Consider the following 19175-nt stretch of genomic DNA (forward strand, 5'->3'; position numbering starts at 1 on the left):
AGGGATCCCTGTCCAAGCAGTACAAGGTATGAAAACAGGCATGCGTGCTAACAAACAATCCATCGGCCAGCGCCTGCGCAGCGCCCGCCTGCAACTGGGCGTCACTCAGCTGGAGTTCGCCCTGGCACTGGAGACCGCGCCCAACCACATCTGCCAGATCGAACGTGGTCGATGCGTGCCGGGTGGCAAGCTGCTGCGCGGCATGCGCGTGGAGTTCGGCATCAATATCAACTGGCTGCTGACCGGCGTGCAAGACGCCGCGGCCACCAGTGTACTGACCCAGGAGCTGCATGCCCTGGTCGCCCACTACCGCCGCGCCGATCCGCGCGGCAAGGAGATACTGAAAGCCACGGCCAGGTTCATGGCGCGGGGCGCGGATCAATCGGCGGCATTGCATCCGCGCCCATAAAAAAATGCCGTCCAGCAGACGCTGAAACGGCATTTTTCACTTGCCAGGTACAAGGTGGCGAATGACTACTCGCGCGCCTCCACCAGCTTCGGATACACCTTCACCAGCACGATCTTCGGGCCCGACATGCGCTTGATGACCACGTCGAAGGCGGCGAACTCGATCTTCTGGCCTTCCTTGGGCAGGTCGCCGAGCTTTTCCATCACCAGGCCGCCGACGGAGTCGATGCTGTCGTCGTACTCGATGTCGATGCCCAGCATGTTCTCCAGCGTGACGATGGGCAGGCTGCCCTTGCCCAGCAGGGTGCCGTCGTCCTGGCGGGTCCATTCGCCAGTGTTGTGGCGGAACTCGTCGCGGATCTCGCCCACCAGCAGGCTCAGCAGGTTGTCCAGGGTGATGAAGCCGTCCGGCGACTGGCCCTTCTTGCCGATGATGGCGAAGTGCGGCGTGCCGGTGCGAAAGCGTCGCAGCAGGTCCAGCGCGGGCAGCGCCGGCGAGATGTACTGCACCGGACGCAGGTAGTCCTTCAGGTTGACGATGGCCTTTCCGTCCTGCTGCGCCAGGAATACATCCTTCAGGTGCACCAGGCCCAGCACCTGCTCGCGCTCGGCGTCGAAGTAGGGATAACGCGAGAAGCGGTTGCGATAGATGATGTCCAGGTTCTCCTGCAGGCTCTTGTCATCGCCCAGGGCCACGATCTCGCTGGCCGGGCGCATGATGTCGGCCACGTCCATCTCGGCGAAGTTCAGGCTTTGCGCCAGCACATTCCATTCGTCGCGGGTGAACTTGCCGTTCTTGCCGCTCTTGTTGCCGGCACGCAGGATGAGCTTCAACTCTTCGGAGGAGTAGTGGGCATCATGGCCATGCCCCGCGCCCAGGCCGGCCACGCGCAAAAGCCAGTTGGAACTGGCATTGAGCACCCAGATCAGCGGGTACATGCCCCAGTAGAAGCCATACAGCGGCACGGCGCACCACAGGCCCAGTTTTTCGGGGCTGCGAATGGCCATGGACTTGGGCGCCAGCTCACCGGCCACGATGTGCAGGAAGGAGATGACCAGGAAGGCGAAGACGAAGGAGATGCCGTGGATCAGCTCCTGGTTGCTCACGCCCAGGAGCGCGAACAGCGGTTCAAGCAGACGCGCGAAGGCGGGCTCGCCGATCCAGCCCAGGCCCAGCGAGGCCAGGGTGATGCCCAATTGGCAGGCGGAGAGATAGGCGTCCAGCTGGTTGTGGACCACGGCCAGGATACGGCCGCGCAAACCTTGGGTTTTTGCGATGGCCCGGATGCGTGTTTGACGCAACTTGACCAGACTGAATTCTGCTGCAACGAAAAAACCGTTCAACGCAACCAGGAAGAAGGCCGCGACGATCAGTAATATGTTTTCCAACTAGGGTTCCTATGGGGGTTGTCGAGGGGCCCGGACACCATGAGCCGGTCCGGACTCCGTAATTTACCATGCATGGGGCGGAGAAGCTGATTCGTTGTCGCAAATACAATTTCCGAGATGCTTGCAGGGTCAAACAAGAAAGCGATATTACTCTCTTACTTTAATTTCCTTATCCTGACGCCAATAAAAGAACAATATTGTTCTTTTAAGAGGCTGCAGCGGCAAAACTCCCGTCCGCCAACGATAAGGGCATCACCACATTTCGATGCCCCTCCCGAGCCTGCCAAATGACACTGACCAGTCCGCAGCTTGAGCGATAATGCCCGGCCAGCCGTGCACGCTACGCATCCGGCCAATAAAACCAAACGAAGACAATGGGAGATCAGGGAATGAGTAAAGGCAAGCAGGTATTGCCAATGTTGCCACTATTGCTGGCCGCTACCGTCATCATGCCGATATCGGCGGCGCATGCCGGCAACGGCGAGACGCTCTACATGGGACGTTGCGCCATGTGCCACGGCGCCGATATCAAGGGAACAGGTCCGCTGGCGCGCAAGAGCAACCCGCCCACGCCGGACCTGACCACGCCGGCCTTCAAGCGGCGCCTGGCGGATTATCCGGGCGTGATCGTGTCGTCCGTCATCCTGCGGCCCAACGGCGACCTCATCCCCCGCACCCTGAAGGAAAACGGCTACAAGCTGCCGCCGCACGCCTGGTCGGTCAAGGATTTTCGCGATCTCAACGACTACATGGTGGCGGTCATCAACCGGTCGAAATAGGCCGCCAGGAGCTCGTCATCCAGGCGGATCGTCGTCGCAGTCTTGCGGCTCCCCACCGGCCGCCCCATTTTTTTTGCGCGCCTGTCCGATGCCTTCCTGCATTTCTTCTTTGGTGAGAGGGTGATCATCTTCATCTTTGCCATCCCATTCAAAGTAGCCATCAGGCGGTAAGGTTTTCATGGCAAGCAATGCCTTTTCACGACTTGTCTGTGGTTTCGAGCCAGCCATAATTACCCTCCGATTCAGTTTCGTTGGCAGCACGGAAGCTGATGATACGCGCGGTATTGTCTCGTTCGACATGCACCAGCGTCAGCCCTACGCCACCTCACCCGCCCACCAACAGATTCCGGTCATTGATGAGTCCAGCACTCTTGTGCGCACTCAGCTTCTTGTAGAAGGCAGCGCGGCTCAGCCCGACACTGGCCGCAGCAGTAGCCACATTGCCGGCATGCTGGCCCAGCGCCGTGACCAGGTAGTGCGCTTCGAACCTGGCCATGGCATCGGCATAGCCCAGCGCAGCGGCGGGTGATGTCGCTGCTTCGCCAGCCGCTGGCGCTACTGCCGCTGCTTCCACTACTGCTACTGGCGCAGAGGGCAGGCTGATGCCCAGCAGGAAGGCTATCCTGTCCTCATCCACCTCCCTGCCCTCCTGCGTGACCACCATCCGTTCAAGCACATTGCGCAGCTGGCGCACATTGCCAGGCCAGTGATATTGCCCCAGCAGTTGCAGGGCCGCCTGGGTCAACACCGGAACGTGGCGCTCGATGCGCGAGCAGATCTCGTCCAGCAGCGAATAGACCAGCGGCAGCAGGTCCAGCTGGCGCTCCCTGAGTGGTGGCAATGCGATGGGCAGCACATTGAGCCGGTAGTACAGGTCGGCGCGGAACTTCCCCGCCTCGACCAGCGCCGGCAGGTCGGCCGAGGTGGCGGCGATGATGCGCACGTCCACCGGGATGAGGCGGTTGGAACCGATGGGCTCGATCTCCTGTTCCTGGATGGCCCGCAGCAGCTTGCTCTGCAGGATCAGGGGCATGTCGCCGATCTCATCGAGGAACAGGGTGCCACCGTCGGCCAGTTCGAACTTGCCCTTGCGCCCCTTGCGCTCGGCACCGGTGTAGGCGCCGGGTGCGGCGCCAAAGAACTCCACCTCCAGCAGGGTGTCGGGAATGGCCGCGACATTGACGCTGACCAGCGGCCGCGTGGCGCGGGAGGAGGCGGCGTGGATGGCGTGCGCCAGCAACTCCTTGCCGGTGCCGGTCTCGCCCAGCAGCAGGGTGGCGGCGTCGGACTGGGCTGCCAGGCGTGCCAGGCGCTTGACTTCCAGGGTGGCGGCGCAATTGCCGATGAAGCTGGCGAAGGTGTACTTGGCGCGGCGCGTCTGCTCCAGGCTGCGGTGCGCGCTGGCCAGCTCTTCGCGGATGCGGTCGTAGTGGGCAAACAGGGGAGTGAGCGTCTTGAGCTCATCAAAGAGGGCAAAACCCACCGCACCGACGCAGTTGCCCGCATCGTCCCGGATCGGCAGCCGGATCACGATCATCGGGTCCTGCCGTGTCTCCATCAGGTCCAGCAGGATGGGCTTGCCCGTCTCCACCACCTCCCGCAACAGGCTATTGGGAACGACCTTCTCGCAATCCAGTCCGATGGCTTTCTGCGGATCTTCAAAGCCGAAGCGCGTGGCGTAGCGCTTGTTGATCCAGACCACCCGCGCCTGGGCGTCGACCACGATGGTGCCTTCACTGAAATTCTCCAGCGTGCGAAACAAGGACTCCATCGCCCGCCGCGCCACGACGTCGTAGTTGGTCAGTACACCGGCCTCTTCGGTGGATAACATAGCAGCAGCACCTTTCTCTTTTTCGAGAATTATCTCCTATCGGAGACAAATATCCTCAAATAATTCTCGATATAGAGAATTTCACCGCGAATTTGGCCCGATTCCACGGCATCAGGCCTGCAATTCCGATGGCATGGTTGTTGCCATTGGTTCGGGGTACGGGCGGGTTTTCCTCGTCCCGTGCATCTTAAAAAAACTACCGGAGACGCAATGTCACTCATTATTGTTATCGCCGCCCTCGCCTTCCTGATGCTCGCCGCCTATCGTGGCTACAGCGTCATCCTGTTCGCCCCGCTGGCGGCCCTGGGGGCGGTCCTCCTCACCGATCCGTCTGCCGTGGCGCCGGCCTTTGCCGGCATCTTCATGGACAAGGTGGTCGGCTTCCTGAAGCTCTACTTCCCGGTCTTCCTGCTGGGTGCGGTCTTCGGCAAGGTGATCGAACTGTCGGGCTATTCGCGCGCCATCGTGGCCGCGGCCATCCGCTATATCGGGAGCTCCCGCGCCAACGCCGTGATCGTGGCGGTCTGCGCCCTGCTGACCTATGGCGGCGTGTCGCTGTTCGTGGTGGTCTTTGCGGTCTACCCGTTTGCTGCCGAGCTCTACCGTCAGAGCAATATCCCCAAGCGCCTCATGCCCGGTGCCATCGCCCTGGGCGCCTTCTCGTTCACGATGGATTCGCTGCCGGGTACGCCGCAGATCCAGAACATCATCCCCACCACCTTCTTCAAGACCACCTCATGGGCCGCGCCCGTGCTGGGCGTGATCGGCGCGCTCTTCATCATCGCCGTCGGCATGAGCTATCTGGAATGGCGCCGTCGCGCTGCTCTCAAGCGCGGCGAAGGCTACGGCAGCAATCTCTCCAACGAACCGGAACCGGTACAGACCACCTCCCTGCCCAATCCCCTGCTGGCGATTGCGCCGCTGGTGCTGGTGGGCGTAGCCAACTTCGTGCTGACCCGGATGATCCCGCAGTGGTACGGCGCGCAAACCGAAGTCGCGCTGCCCGGACTGGCCAAGCCCGTGGCTATCCCGACGGCTTCCATGGTCGGTATCTGGGCGGTGGAAGGCGCCTTGTTGCTGGGCATTGCCTTCGTCGTGGTGACCGCCTTCAAGACCGTGCGCGAGCGCTTTGCCGAAGGCAGCAAGACGGCCGTGGGTGGCGCTCTGCTGGCCTCAATGAATACCGCTTCCGAATATGGCTTTGGTGGCGTCATCGCAGCCCTTCCCGGTTTCCTCGCGGTGAGCCACATGCTCAAGAGCGTGCCCGATCCGCTGGTCAATGCAGCGGTCTCGGTGAGTTCGCTGGCCGGCATCACCGGCTCGGCCTCGGGTGGCATGAGCATCGCCCTGGCGGCCATGAGCGAGAACTTCATCCAGGGTGCCCAGGCGGCCGGCATCCCCCTGGAAGTCCTGCACCGCGTGGTCGCCATGGCCAGCGGCGGCATGGATACCCTGCCGCACAACGGCGCCGTCATCACCCTGCTGGCCGTGACCGGCCTGACCCATCGCGAATCCTATCGCGACATCTTCGCCGTCACCGTCATCAAGACGCTGGCTGTGTTCTTCGTCATCACGGTCTTCTACATGACCGGTCTCGTCTGATCCATCGGGGAAACAACATGAGCTCTCTCAAAGGAAAAACCGCCCTGGTCACCGGCTCCACCAGCGGCATCGGCCTGGGTATCGCAACGGTGCTGGCACAGGCGGGTGCCAATATCGTCCTCAACGGCTTCGGCGACAGCCGTGCCGCCATCGACACCATTGAATCGGCCGGTGTGCAAGTGATCCATCACCCCGCCGACATGCGCAAGCCGCAGGAGATCGAAGCGATGTTTGGCGCCGCCAGGGATAGCTTCACGACCGTGGATATCCTGGTCAACAATGCCGGCATCCAGCATGTGGCACCGATCGAAACGTTCGATCCGCAGCAATGGGATGACATCATCGCCATCAACCTCAGCGCCAGTTTCCACACCACCCGCCTGGCCCTGCCCGGCATGCGCGCGGGCAACTGGGGACGCATCATCAACATCGCCTCGGTGCATGGACTGGTGGGCTCCACCGGCAAGTCCGCCTACGTGGCGGCCAAGCATGGCCTGATCGGGCTGACCAAGGTCACCGCGCTGGAAACGGCCAGGACCGGCGTGACCTGCAACGCCATCTGCCCCGGCTTCGTACTGACCCCGCTGGTGCAACAGCAGATCGACGATCTGGCAGCGGCCCAGCAACTCTCGCCCGAACAGGCCCAGGCCCGCTTGCTGGGCGAGAAGCAGCCGTCCGGCCAGTTCGTGACCCCAGCCGAGCTGGGCAACCTGGCCCTGATGCTGTGCTCACCGTTCTCCGCTCAGGTGCGTGGCGCGACCTGGGTGGCCGATGGCGGCTGGACCGCCCAGTAAGCCAGCGTCACGACATCGATCCTGCGTCATCCCACTGCCTTCAACCACTGCGAGACTCCACCATGCAAACCCAGGAAAACACCTTCTCCCACGTCAAGCCCGGCGACACTTCCTTCGTCGGCGGCGGCCTGCGCGACTTCTTCACCTACCGTGACCTCGGCATCGCCAAGGCCACCGGCGGCAAGGTCATCGCCCATCTGGTGCGCGCCAACAATGCGCCTGAAGAAGGCACCGGCTGGCACATCCACGAAGCGCAATTCCACATCGTCTACATGCTCAAGGGCTGGGCGAAGTTCATGTACGAAGACCAGGAAACCCTGGTCGAAGCCGGCGACTGCGTGCACCAGCGCCCGGGCATCCGCCACTTCCTCTTCGACTACTCGCCCGACATGGAATACCTGGAAGTGGTCGGCCCGGCCGACTTCACCAGCGTCGGCGTCGAAGGGCCTTGTGCGGTGCCGGCGCCGGGCAAGTGGTAAGGCAGCAGCCCCGTTCACGAGTATGTTGTGTGACGATGAGCAGTTATGCAAAACGCCACAAGAACAAAGAATAAATTGACAATTTGAAGATTTAATTCAAATATTGGCTTTATTTTACAAAAATAGAGCTAATTCAATGCTGGTCGAGTTTCGCATCAAGAATTTCCGAAGCCTGCGCGACGAGCAGGTGTTCAGCATGGTCGCGTCCACCGACAAGACCCTGCTGGACACCCATGCCTTCGCAACCGACCTGAAGGCTGCGCCGCACTTGCTCAAGAGCGCCGTAGTCTATGGCGCCAACGCCAGCGGCAAATCCAACCTGATCAAAGCCTTGCAATATATGCGCGGCGTGGTAATGGAATCTGCCGGCTTGCCGCCAGGCAGGGGCTTTGACCGACTCCAGCCTTTCAAGCTGGATACCTCATCGGCCGATTTGCCAACCGAGTTCGAGGTCACCATCATCCTTGACGGTGTACGTTACCAGTATGGTTTCTCGATGACCTCGCAACGTATCGTCAGCGAGCAACTGCTGGTCTACAAGACACACAAGCCGCAGCGCTGGTTTGCCAGACATGTTGACGCCGACAGCGACAAGGACGTGTATGAATTCGGTGCCGGCCTGAAGGGTGCAAAGAATCTCTGGGAGGGGGCGACCCGCCCCAACGCCTTGTTCCTGTCCATGGCGGTTCAACTCAATAGCGATGCTTTACGCCCCTTATTTGACTGGTTCGCGACCTCATTGCTGATCTTCAATGAGCTCACGCCACTGTCCCCCCAGTTTTCGATCCAGATGCTCAAGCAGGAGGTCCAACGCAAGGCTATCTGCGAGTTCATGCGCGCGGCGGACATCAGTATTGACGACATCGAAGTCGCTGCGCGACAGGCTATGGTTCACACCATCAGCTATGACCTTGCCACCGGAAAGCGGGAGGAAACTGCCAATGAACAAGCGGTGGACGAAGTGAAGTTCCACCACGTGACCGAACACGGCAACGCGGTCTTTGACTTGGCGGACGAGTCCAGCGGCACCCGCAACCTGCTCTTCCTGGCCGGACCGATTCTGGAGGTCATTGCCAAGGGCATGACCCTGGTGATCGATGAACTGGACACCAGCCTGCACCCGCTGCTCATACAGACGCTCATACGTCTGTTCCACCGGCCTGACGTCAACAATGGCGGGGCGCAGGTCCTGTTCAGCACGCACGATACTTCGTTGCTGGACGCCTATGGCCTGTTCCGGCGTGATCAAATATGGTTTGTTGAAAAGCGCCCTGATCAAAGCTCCTCGCTGTACCCGATGCTCGACTTCAGTCCACGCAAGAACGAAGCATTGGAGCGAGGATATCTGCAAGGACGCTACGGCGCGTTGCCATTCCTGCGCAATCTAGACGTGGCGCTGAAGCACTGATGGGAAGAGACAATCAGGCCAGGGACCGGCAGTTGCGGCGCAGATCACTCAAGCAAGCGCGCCGGGCCAGCTACGCCCGCATTCTGATCGTCACGGAGGGGAGCAAGACCGAGCCGCTGTATCTGGAAGAGATCCGAAGCACCTACCAACTGCATTCCGCCAACGTCGAAGTCCAACCCGGGCGCTTGGGGACCGCGCCTATCCAGGTAGTCCGCTATGCTCAACAGCTATTTGAAGATGGCGATCTGCGCAGGGGGATTCGTCCCAGGAGCTTCGATCAGGTTTATGTGGTGTTTGACCGTGACGATCACAAAAGCTACTTCGATGCATTGAACCTGGCAGACTCACTGGATGGCAAGCTGCACAATGACGAAAGGCAACAGGTCAGCTTTAAAGCCATCGCCAGCATTCCCTGCTTTGAATTATGGCTATTACTGCATTTTGAAGAGATCCGAGCACCTATCCATCGCAACGAGGTAATGGATCGATTGCAAATCCATGTGCCCGACTATGAAAAGGGCAAAGTCGGTGTATTCTCCATGACGCGCAATCGGCTGCCTGACGCCACTGAGCGTGCAGCAAGCCTGGCCAGACAATCGAACGCCTATACCGACCCTGCCCCCTATACAGCACTCCACGATCTGGTAGCGCTGTTGTGCGCACTACGTACCTGAAGCCCTTTCATCCCGCCCCGCAAGAAGTCTGACAACGTATCAGGCTTTGCCTGATTACATTTCCTCCTGCCCGCGTGCATGATGCCGATAGTCAAGACAATAAAACGGTCTGCGGTGACGGGAGAACAGCGGTGGCGAAATCAGGAAATTTCCACACATCAAGTTTCATTGCCTACTTTGTCGGCGCGATCTGCGCTGCCTTGCTGGGCATCGAAATCTGGAATGCCTGGAAGGCGCGCGAGATCCAGCTGCAGGAGACCCATGCGGCGGTCAGCAACGTGTCCTTCGCGCTGGCGCAGCATGCCAACGAGACCTTCAAGGAAGCCGACATCGTCCTGGCCGGCATGACCGAGCGCATCTCCCATGATGGCACGGGCCCGGCATCGCTTGCCCGCATCCACAACCTGCTGGTCGACCATGTGCGCGAGCTGCGCTCCCTCAATGGCCTGTTCATCTACGACGAAAACGGCAAGTGGCTGGTCACCTCGCAAGAGACCCTGCTGACGCAATACAACAACGCCGACCGCGAATATTTCCAGTATCACCGTGACCACCCCGACCTGATGCCCCACATCGGGCCGCCCGTCATCAGCCGCTCCACCGGGAAATGGATCTTCACCATCAGCCGCCGTATCAGCAAGCCCGACGGCAGCTTTGGCGGTGTCGCCCTGGCTACCATCAACTCGGATTACTTCCAGGAGTTCTATCAACGCTTCGAGATCGGTAGCGAAGGCGCCCTGTCGATGAGCCTGATGAATGGCATCACCCTCTATCGCCGCCCCTTGCGCGAGGACTCGATCGGACTGGACCTGAGCAACCAGCCGATCTACCGGGACTTGGTGCTGCAGGCCAAGGATGGCGTGGCGCTCATCACCTCGCCTATCGATGGCGTGACCCGCTACATCAGCTTCAAGCGCGTGGAAGACTATCCCCTCTTCGTTGCCGCCGCCTTGTCCAAGGACGAGGCCCTGGCCGCCTGGGCCGGCAATACCCTGGTGCGCTCGATCTTCGTGCTGACCGGGCTGATCCTGGTGTCCTTCTTCGGACACCGGCTCCATATCAGCGCCAAATCCCGCGAACTGGCCGAGACGCGCCTGCGCCAGGCCAAGCGCAAGCTGGCCTCGCTCAATCGTTCGCTGGCCCAGATGGCCCTGCACGACGGCCTCACCTCGCTGGCCAATCGCCGCTACTTCGACCAGACGCTGGAAGCCGAAATGAGCCGTGCCTACCGCACCGCCGGCAACCTGTCGCTGCTGATGATCGATGTCGATTTCTTCAAACTCTACAATGACCGCTATGGCCACCAGCAAGGGGATGACTGCCTGAAGAAAATCGCCGACGCGATCGAAACCTGCGTGCGCCGTCCTGGTGACCTGGCCGCGCGCTATGGCGGAGAAGAGTTCGCGGTGATCCTGCCAGGATGCACACGCGAGGGCGCGCAGCAGATTGCGACCCTGATCTGCGAAACCGTGCGGTCACTGCATCTGCCGCACGAGGGCAATGCTTCGGGTATTGCCACGGTCAGCGTGGGCGTGGCCACGGCGGACCATCCGCCGGCGGAGAATTGCTCTGCGCAACTGCTCAGTGCCGCCGATGCCGCGCTCTATACGGCCAAGTCGAGCGGCCGTGATCGCGCGATCTGGTTCGCTCCCGACCTCACCACGCAAGACCTGGCCCTGTAACACTGAACACTGAACACTAAACACTAAACACTGAACACTGAACACTGAGCATTGGCCGCTCAGAACCCTTCCAGCACCACCTTGCCGCGCGCCCGGTTGGACTCCAGCAGGGCATGGGCGCGGCGCAGGTTCTCCACGTTGATCGTGCCGAGATGCTCGCCGGTGGTGGTGCGCAGCACACCCTCGTCGATCAGCGCCGCAACCCGCTCCAGCAGGGCATGCTGGGCAATCATGTCGGCCGTCTCGAAGAGCGAGCGCGTAAACATCAACTCCCAATGCAGCGAAATGCTCTTGCGCTTGAGCGGCACCGCATCCAGCGTGGCCGGATCATCGATCAGCGCCAGTTGCCCCTGCGGCGCCAGTACCTCGACGATCTGCGCATAGTGCTGCTCGGTATGGGTCAGGCTGATGACGATATCGACCGCGCCCAGGCCGAGTTGCTCCAGCTGCGGCTTGAGCGGCTGGCTGTGGTCGATCACATGGTGTGCACCCAGTTCAGTGACCCACTGCGCGGTCTCGGGGCGCGAGGCCGTGCCGATCACGGTCAGTTGCGTCAACCGGCGCGCCAGTTGTGTCAGCATGGAACCCACACCACCGGCCGCGCCGATGATGAGCAGGCTGCGACCCTGCCCGCCCTGCTCCGGCACACCCACGCGGTCGAACAGCAACTCCCAGGCGGTGATGGCCGTGAGCGGGATGGCGGCGGCATCGGCATATCCCAGGCTGGCTGGCTTGTGTCCGACGATGCGCTCATCGACCAGTTGCAACTCGCTGTTGGAGCCAGGCCGCGTGATCGCGCCAGCGTAGAAGACCTCGTCGCCAGCCTTGAACAGCGTCACCTCCGCCCCCACCGCACGCACCACCCCGGCGGCATCCCAACCCAGCACGCGCGGCTCCTTGACGGCCACGCCGGCGCGGATCTTGGTGTCGACCGGATTGACTGAAATCGCCCGCACCTCCACCAGCAGGTCACGCGGGCCGGGCGTGGGAGTGGGCAGGTCGATCTCGACCAGGGCGTCGGGATGCTGGATGGGCAGGCCGTGCTGGGTGTAGGCGATGGCTTTCATGGAAGGTCCTTGTGACAAAGCTGAATGGGGAAACGAGTGGAGAAACATCGGGCAAGACAGGCCCATGACCCGCATCTTAGGCTGCACCGCCATGCCGATACAGCCGCCCCGCCCAGAAAGACTTTCCTCCTGAAGACGAAAATGCTCAGCCCGGCAGGTTGCGCTTGATGACCGCGGCCAGCTTGTCGAAGGCGCGGGCGATCTCCTCATTGGGCACGCTGGCATAGCCCAGCAAGAGGCCGCGCCGCGCACCGCGTGCATGCATGTAGTAGCGCGACAGCGGGCGCACGATGATGCCCGCCTGCAGCGCCTGTTCGCAGATGAGCACGTCGTCGCATTCCGGTGGCAGGCCCAGCACCAGGTGCAGGCCGGCCTCGCCGCCGGTGATGGTCATCTTCTCGCCGAAGTGCCGGTTGATCGAGGCTTGCAGCAGTTGCAGGCGTTCCGCGTAGAGCACGCGCATCTTGCGGATGTGCGAGGCGAAATGCCCCTCGGCCATGAAGTCAGCCAGGGTCGCCTGCAGGAACACCTGGCCATTGCGATAGAGCTCGGCAATGCCGGTGGAGAAGGCGCGCGCCAGCGACTCCGGCACCACCAGGAAACCGATGCGCAAGCCCGGGAACATGATCTTGCTGAAGGTGCCCATGTAGAGCACCCGGTCCTGGGTATCCATGCCCTGCAGCGAGGCCAGGGGGCGGCCGCCGTAGCGGAACTCGCTGTCGTAGTCATCCTCGATGATCCACACCTTGTGGGTGGCGGCGTACTCCAGCAGCATGCGCCGCCGCGACAGGCTCATCACCATACCCAGCGGATACTGGTGCGAGGGCGTGGTGCAGATGAAGCGCGGTGGCCGGCGCAAGTTGGCCAGGCGCATGCGCATGCCCTCCTGGTCCACCGCGATCGGCACCGAGTGGATGCCCAGCGAATTGAGCACGCTGCGCGTACCCCAGTAGCAGGGGTCTTCCACCCAGGCGCTGTCGCCATGCTCACCCAGCAGCTTGACCACGATGTCGATGGACTGGTGGATCCCGGTGGTGATGAGCACCTGCGAGGCCGTGCAGTTGACCGAGCGCGCCACCCGCAGGTATTCGGCCACCTGCTCGCGCAGGCCCGCGTAGCCGGCACCGGGTCCATAGGTCAGCAGGTCCGAATTGGAACGGCGCCAGTGCTTGTTCTGCAAGCGTCCCCAGATCTTGTGCGGGACGCAGGTGACGTCCGGCACGCCGGGCATGAAGGCGCCCCATTGCCGTTCGCCCACCCCCGCCTGGCGCGTGAGCATGGCGCCGCGCGCCGAGAGTTCGGACTTGCCGGACGGGTCGGTCAGCGCCGCGTTGCGCTCGACCGCATCGGGGATCTGGTCGGGTTCGGTATCGGCCACGAAGGTGCCGGCGCCGGTGCGGCTCTCCAGGTAACCCTCGGCCAGCAATTGCTCGTAGGCATAAGTGACCGTGTTGCGCGAGGTCCCCAGTTCCACGGCCAGGTCGCGCGAGGAGGGCAATTGCATGCCTGCCGGCAGCGTCTGCGCCAGGATCGCCTCGCGGATCAACTGGTAGATCTGCCGATTCACGGGGGCCGCGGCAGCCGGTTTCGCTGCATTGCTTTCGCGGCTGCCGGCCGCGCGGCCCTTGGATACAGCCGCCTTGGACGAGGGGCGATTGATGCGCAGCAGCAGATAGTCGGACAAGGAAGCGAGTTTCAAGTGGCACCATCAAATATTTGAAATTGGCTCTATATTACAGTGCCACTTGGGTTTTATATTGTTTCCCGATCCAGGAATTTTCGCGCCGCGATGGCGCCACTCAACGAAGCAAGAACGGAGCAAACAATGACCAGCAAGGCCAGCAACCAAGCGCTGCAAGAACGTAAGAATGCCGCCACCCCGCGCGGCGTGGGCGTGATGTGCGACTTCTACGCCGAACGTGCCACCAATGCCGAGTTGTGGGATGTCGAGGGCCGCCGCTTCATCGATTTCGCCGCCGGCATCGCCGTGTTGAACACCGGCCACCGCCACCCCAAGCTGCTCGACGCCATGCGCGCGCAGATGGAAAAATTCACCCACACCGCCTACCAGATCGTGCCCTACGCCAGCTACGTGGAACTGGCCGAGCGCATCAACGCGGTGACCCCGGGCGACTATCCCAAGAAGACCGCCTTCTTCTCCACCGGCGCCGAAGCCGTGGAAAACGCCATCAAGATCGCCCGCGCCCACACCGGCCGTCCGGCCATCATCGCCTTCGCAGGCGGCTTCCACGGCCGTACCATGATGGGCATGGCGCTGACCGGCAAGGTGGCCCCCTACAAGCTGGGCTTCGGTCCCTTCCCCGGCGAAGTGTTCCACGCGCCCTACCCCAATGCGCTGCACGACATCAGCAGCGACGATGCGCTGGAGGCCGTCAAGGGTCTCTTCAAGAGCGACGTCGATCCCAAGCGCGTGGCGGCCATCATCCTGGAACCGGTGCAGGGCGAAGGCGGCTTCTATGCCGCGCCGGCCGAGTTCATGCGCGGCCTGCGCGCGCTGTGCGACGAGCACGGCATCCTCTTGATCGCCGACGAAGTGCAGACCGGTTACGGCCGCACCGGCAAGCTCTTTGCGATGGAACACTACGACGTCCTGCCCGACCTGATCACCATGGCCAAGAGCCTGGCGGGCGGCATGCCGCTGTCGGCCGTCAACGGTCGCGCCGAGGTCATGGATGCCCCCGCCCCCGGCGGCCTGGGTGGCACCTATGCCGGCAACCCGCTGGCCGTGGCCTCGGCCCTGGCCGTGCTGGACGTGATGGCCGAAGAAAACCTGGTGGCGCGCGGCGCACGCCTGGGCGACAAGCTCAAGGCACATCTCAATGAACTGCGCTCGGCCGTGCCGCAGATCGGCGAGGTGCGCGGCGTGGGCGCCATGGTGGCCGTCGAGTTCCTCGACCCGGCCAGCGGCAAGCCGGATGCGGAGTACGCCAAGAAGGTCCAGCAACACGCACTGCAACATGGCCTGCTGCTGCTGACCTGCGGCAGCTACGGCAACGTCATCCGCTTCTTGTTCCCGCTGACGATTCCCGATACCGTCATGGATGAGGCACTGGGCATCCTGACGGCGGCCATGAAGCTGGCCTGAGTCTTGCATTGCACCAAGCTGTTAGAGAAGCACATTGGGTAGACGGGCCGGACGATGAATCCGGCCCCGCGTAAAAAAGAGGATGAATGATGGCAGCTTATGCGATGAAGCAAGCGGTGCAGGAGGCAGCGAGCGCACGTGGCGAGAACAGCGATACGCTGGTGCAGTTCTGCGGCGTGAAGAAGACCTATGACGGCGAGAACCTGATCGTCAAGAACCTCGACCTCGACATCCGTCGCGGCGAGTTCCTGACCCTGCTAGGGCCCTCGGGCTCGGGCAAGACCACTTGCCTGATGATGTTGGCCGGTTTCGAATTCCCCACCGGCGGCGAGATCCGCCTGGACGGCCAGTTGCTCAATCGTGTGCCACCGCACAAGCGCAACATCGGCATGGTGTTCCAGAATTACGCACTGTTCCCGCACATGACCATCGCCCAGAACGTGGCCTATCCGCTGTCGGTGCGCAAGATGGATCGCGCCACCCGCGAGGCCAAGGTCAAGCAGGCGCTCGACATGGTGCAGATGGGCAAGTTCGGCGAGCGCTATCCGACCCAGCTCTCGGGCGGCCAGCAGCAGCGCGTGGCGCTGGCGCGCACGCTGGTGTTCGATCCCCAGCTGGTGCTCATGGACGAGCCGCTGGGCGCGCTGGACAAGCAGTTGCGCGAGCACATGCAGCTCGAACTGAAGGCGCTGCACAAGCGCCTGGGCGTGACCTTTGTCTACGTCACCCACGACCAGAGCGAAGCGCTCACCATGTCGGACCGCGTGGCCGTGTTCGACCAGGGCGTGATCCAGCAACTGGCGCCGGTGACCGAGCTCTACGAATTCCCCGAGAACCAGTTCGTCGCCAACTTCATCGGCGACAACAACCGCTTCAAGGGCAGTGTCGAATCGGTACAGGGCGAGCACTGCAGCGTGCGCCTGGCCGATGGTACCCAGCTGAGCGGCCTGAACGTGCACCGTGCGCACGCCGGCCAGGTCGTCACGGCCTGTGTGCGTCCCGAACGCATCCGCCTGGCCGCCGGCGGCAGCGCCGAACCCAATGCCGTACGCGCCACCATCGCCGGCCTGATCTACTTCGGCGACCACGTGCGGGTGTGCTGCAGCGTCAGCGGCCAGGACGACTGCTTCGTGAAGCTGTCGCTGTCCGATCCGGCCCTCTCCGGTTTGACCGAGGGCAGTGCGGTGGTACTGCACATCGGGCAGGATTACCTGCGCTGCTTCCTCTGAGGCGGCACTTCCGTCGGTCCTTCTCCGGCGATTTTTCAGTTTTGAGTTTGCAGTCCGATTGTCGAGGCAACGCAAGATTGCCATCCACATTAGCTTTTTGCAGTGCCAGTTCTAGTCCTAGTTCAACACAGCCAACAAGTACGATAACCAACGAGGAACAACGATGAAACGCCTGACCCCTGCCCTGCTGTCCCCGCTCGCCCTGGGCCTGCTGTTTTCCGGCGCGGCCGCTGCCGCCGAACTGACCGTGGTCAACTTTGGCGGCGCCAATGCCAACGCCCAGAAGGCCGCCTATATCGAGCCCTTCCAGAAGAGCACCGGCACCAAGATCGTGACCTCCGAATTCAACGGTGAACTGGCCAAGGTCAAGGCCATGGTCGAAGCCAAGAAGGTCAGCTGGGACGTGGTGGAAATCGACGGCGGCGACCTCAATCGCGCCTGTGACGATGGCCTGATCGAAAAGCTCGACCTGGCCAAGACCATCAAGAAGGACGACTTCATCCCCGAAGCCACCGTGAGCGAATGCGGCGTGGGCGCCTTCGTCTGGTCCACCGTGCTGGCCTACAACGCCGACAAGCTCAAGAATGCGCCGACCGGCTGGGCCGATTTCTGGGATACCAAGAAATACCCCGGCAAGCGCGGCATGAAGAAGAGCGCCCAGTTCAACCTGGAGTTCGCGCTCATGGCTGATGGCGTGCCGACCAAGGACGTCTACAAGGTGCTGGCCACCAAGGAAGGCGTGGAACGCGCCTTCAAGAAGCTGGACCAGCTGAAACCCAACATCCAGTGGTGGGATGCCGGCGCGCTACCGGCCCAGTTCCTGGCCTCGGGTGATGTGGTCATGGCCAACGCCTACAACGGCCGTATCGATGCCGCCCAGCGCGAAGGCAAGAACCTCAAGGTGGTCTGGGCCGGCAGCGTCTACACGCTGGATTACTGGGTGATCCCGAAGGGTTCGCCGAACAAGGCCCTGGGCGAGAAGTTCATTGCCTACGCCAGCCAGCCGGAAACCCAGAAGACCTACGCCAACAACATCGCCTACGGTCCCGTCAACAAGGGCGCCCTGAAGCTGCTGGACGCCAAGACCCTGGCCAACCTGCCGACCTCGCCCACCAATGCCAAGGATTCGGTGCAGCTGAGCCTGCAGTTCTGGACCGACCACGGCGAGGAACTGGAACAACGCTTCGCCGCCTGGGTCGCGAAGTAACAGGTCCGATGCAACCGCTGTCCCCCACTACCGTTCGTCCTGAGTAGCGGCGCAGCCGCGTATCGAAGGCGCGCCGTCTTTTCGCCTTCGATACGGCCCTCTGGGCCTACTCAGTCCGAACGGTAGTGGGTATACAAACAGCAGTTGCATTGGCCCCGTAACGGCGCACCAGATTTTTCAGGAACCGTTGCGTTGAACACTGCTGCTACCGGATTACCGAGACATGACCACCATCGCCACCCGCTCCACTGCCGCCATGCCCCTGGCCGAACCCGACCCGCAGCAACTCAAGCGCGACCTGCGCGCCGCCCAGACCCGCAAGAGACTGGGTGCGCTGGCGCTCATTGCGCCGCTGGCCATCTTCCTGCTGCTGACCTTCGTCGCGCCCATCGTGGCGCTGTTGCAACGCGCGGTGGAAAACCCGGAAGTCGCCGCCACCCTGCCGCACACGGTTGCCGTACTGGCCAAGTGGGACCGAAAGGCCGCCCTGCCCGACCAGGCCTACGCCGCGCTGGCCGACGACCTGGCCCGCGCCAAGGAAGACACCACCGCCGGCAACCTGGCACGCCGCATCAACATCGAGATGCCGGGCTCGCGCTCGCTCATCATGGGCACCACGCGCGCCATGCCGCTGCGCGATGCCGAGGGCAAGCCACTGGCGCCAGCCGCCGCGCGCGAGGCCATCATTGCCCTCAACGAGCAATGGGGCCAACCCGATGTCTGGCGCGTGATCGCCCAGAACGGCTCGGTCTATTCCCCCTATTACCTGCTGGCCTCGCTGGACCTGCGCCAGAACGTGTTCGGTGACATCGAGGCTGCCAGCCCCGACACCGCCATCTATCGCACCATCTTCGGCCGCACGCTGTGGATGAGCGCGGTGGTGACCTTCATCACCCTGCTGCTGGCCTATCCGCTGGCCTACTGGCTCTCCACCATGCCGGAGCGCCGCGCCAACCTCTTGATGATCCTGGTGCTGATCCCCTTCTGGACCTCCATCCTGGTCCGCGTCGCCGCCTGGATCGTGTTGCTGCAGTCCGAAGGCCTGGTCAACAAGGCCCTGATGCTGGCGGGCCTGACGCAGTCGCCGCTGGAACTGGTGTTCAACCGGGTCGGCGTGTACATCTCGATGACCCACATCCTGCTGCCCTTCATGATCCTGCCGCTCTACAGCGTCATGAAGTCGGTGCCGCCGACCTACCTGAAGGCCGCCGTCTCGCTGGGCAGCCATCCCTTCGCCGCGTTCTGGCGCGTGTACGTGCCGCAGACCTATCCGGGTGTGGGTGCGGGCGTGCTGCTGGTCTTCATCATGGCCGGTGGCTACTACATCACGCCGGCATTGCTGGGCGGACCGAACGAACAGATGGTGAGCTACTTCATCGCCTACTTCATCAACACCACCATCAACTGGGGCATGGCCTGCGCGCTGGGTGCGCTGCTGTTGAGCGCCACGCTGGTGCTGTATGGCGTCTATCGCCGCTTTGCCAAGGTCGACGTGGGCATCGGCTGATCCGATCAATCCG

At 62.4% G+C, this 19175-nt stretch carries 17 protein-coding genes; 12 read left to right on the top strand and 5 right to left on the bottom strand.

From position 1 onward, the window contains the following. Positions 1-40: 40 nt before the first annotated feature. The gene (locus ACIPHN_RS10630; RefSeq protein ID WP_400435925.1) at positions 41-409 is read left to right on the top strand and encodes a helix-turn-helix domain-containing protein; all 369 of its coding nucleotides are present in this window, start codon (positions 41-43) and stop codon (positions 407-409) included. Positions 410-474: 65 nt separating this feature from the next. Here ACIPHN_RS10630 and ACIPHN_RS10635 read toward each other — a convergent pair whose 3' ends face one another. Beyond that, positions 475-1797, bottom strand: a complete 1323-nt coding sequence (locus tag ACIPHN_RS10635) for a hemolysin family protein (protein WP_400435926.1) — start codon at positions 1795-1797, stop codon at positions 475-477. 449 nt (positions 1798-2246) lie between these two features. Between ACIPHN_RS10635 and ACIPHN_RS10640 the strand changes: the two genes are divergently transcribed. Further along, positions 2247-2576: a c-type cytochrome gene (locus ACIPHN_RS10640; protein WP_400436090.1), complete on the top strand. Its 330-nt coding sequence runs from the start codon at positions 2247-2249 to the stop codon at positions 2574-2576. Between the two features lie 15 nt (positions 2577-2591). On the opposite strand, the gene ACIPHN_RS10645 is transcribed toward ACIPHN_RS10640, so the two are convergent. Beyond that, entirely contained in the window at positions 2592-2804 is a 213-nt protein-coding gene (locus tag ACIPHN_RS10645) for a hypothetical protein (RefSeq protein WP_400435927.1), read from the bottom strand. Positions 2805-2901: 97 nt separating this feature from the next. Further along, entirely contained in the window at positions 2902-4407 is a 1506-nt protein-coding gene (locus ACIPHN_RS10650; RefSeq protein ID WP_400435929.1) for a sigma-54 interaction domain-containing protein, read from the bottom strand. A gap of 210 nt (positions 4408-4617) precedes the next feature. Here ACIPHN_RS10650 and ACIPHN_RS10655 point away from each other — a divergent pair, with 210 nt between their 5' ends. The 6 genes from ACIPHN_RS10655 (at position 4618) to ACIPHN_RS10680 (ending at position 11046) form a co-directional block, all read left to right on the top strand. Continuing rightward, on the top strand, positions 4618-6009 hold the full coding sequence (locus ACIPHN_RS10655) for a GntP family permease (RefSeq protein ID WP_400435930.1): 1392 nt from the start codon (positions 4618-4620) through the stop codon (positions 6007-6009). Between the two features lie 17 nt (positions 6010-6026). Next, positions 6027-6803 carry a 3-hydroxybutyrate dehydrogenase gene (locus tag ACIPHN_RS10660; RefSeq protein ID WP_400435932.1) on the top strand — a complete coding sequence of 259 codons (777 nt, stop codon included), beginning with the start codon at positions 6027-6029 and terminating at the stop codon, positions 6801-6803. A gap of 62 nt (positions 6804-6865) precedes the next feature. Further along, positions 6866-7282, top strand: a complete 417-nt coding sequence (locus tag ACIPHN_RS10665) for a cupin domain-containing protein (protein ID WP_400435933.1) — start codon at positions 6866-6868, stop codon at positions 7280-7282. A 136-nt stretch (positions 7283-7418) separates the two neighbouring features. Continuing rightward, positions 7419-8690, top strand: coding sequence for an ATP/GTP-binding protein (locus tag ACIPHN_RS10670; RefSeq protein WP_400435934.1), 1272 nt, complete (start codon positions 7419-7421; stop codon positions 8688-8690). Next, on the top strand, positions 8690-9364 hold the full coding sequence (locus tag ACIPHN_RS10675) for an RloB family protein (protein ID WP_400435936.1): 675 nt from the start codon (positions 8690-8692) through the stop codon (positions 9362-9364). Before ACIPHN_RS10670 ends, ACIPHN_RS10675 begins: the two co-directional genes overlap by 1 nt. A gap of 131 nt (positions 9365-9495) precedes the next feature. Next, positions 9496-11046, top strand: coding sequence for a sensor domain-containing diguanylate cyclase (locus tag ACIPHN_RS10680; RefSeq protein ID WP_400435938.1), 1551 nt, complete (start codon positions 9496-9498; stop codon positions 11044-11046). Between the two features lie 59 nt (positions 11047-11105). On the opposite strand, the gene ACIPHN_RS10685 is transcribed toward ACIPHN_RS10680, so the two are convergent. Continuing rightward, positions 11106-12113 carry a zinc-binding alcohol dehydrogenase family protein gene (locus ACIPHN_RS10685; RefSeq protein WP_400435940.1) on the bottom strand — a complete coding sequence of 336 codons (1008 nt, stop codon included), beginning with the start codon at positions 12111-12113 and terminating at the stop codon, positions 11106-11108. 145 nt (positions 12114-12258) lie between these two features. Further along, positions 12259-13812, bottom strand: a complete 1554-nt coding sequence (locus ACIPHN_RS10690) for a PLP-dependent aminotransferase family protein (RefSeq protein WP_400435942.1) — start codon at positions 13810-13812, stop codon at positions 12259-12261. A gap of 126 nt (positions 13813-13938) precedes the next feature. On the opposite strand from ACIPHN_RS10690, the gene gabT reads away from it, so the two are divergent. From gabT to ACIPHN_RS10710, 4 genes are all read left to right on the top strand, one after another. Beyond that, entirely contained in the window at positions 13939-15219 is a 1281-nt protein-coding gene (gabT, locus tag ACIPHN_RS10695) for a 4-aminobutyrate--2-oxoglutarate transaminase (protein WP_400435943.1), read from the top strand. A gap of 86 nt (positions 15220-15305) precedes the next feature. Next, the gene (locus ACIPHN_RS10700; protein WP_400435945.1) at positions 15306-16448 is read left to right on the top strand and encodes an ABC transporter ATP-binding protein; all 1143 of its coding nucleotides are present in this window, start codon (positions 15306-15308) and stop codon (positions 16446-16448) included. A 163-nt stretch (positions 16449-16611) separates the two neighbouring features. Next, positions 16612-17655: an ABC transporter substrate-binding protein gene (locus ACIPHN_RS10705; protein ID WP_400435946.1), complete on the top strand. Its 1044-nt coding sequence runs from the start codon at positions 16612-16614 to the stop codon at positions 17653-17655. Between the two features lie 223 nt (positions 17656-17878). After that, positions 17879-19162 carry an ABC transporter permease gene (locus ACIPHN_RS10710; protein WP_400435948.1) on the top strand — a complete coding sequence of 428 codons (1284 nt, stop codon included), beginning with the start codon at positions 17879-17881 and terminating at the stop codon, positions 19160-19162. The last annotated feature ends 13 nt before the right edge of the window (positions 19163-19175 follow it).

Source organism: Herbaspirillum sp. NPDC087042 (assembly GCF_044745245.1).
In the GTDB taxonomy this organism is placed as follows: Bacteria; Pseudomonadota; Gammaproteobacteria; order Burkholderiales; family Burkholderiaceae_D; genus Herbaspirillum.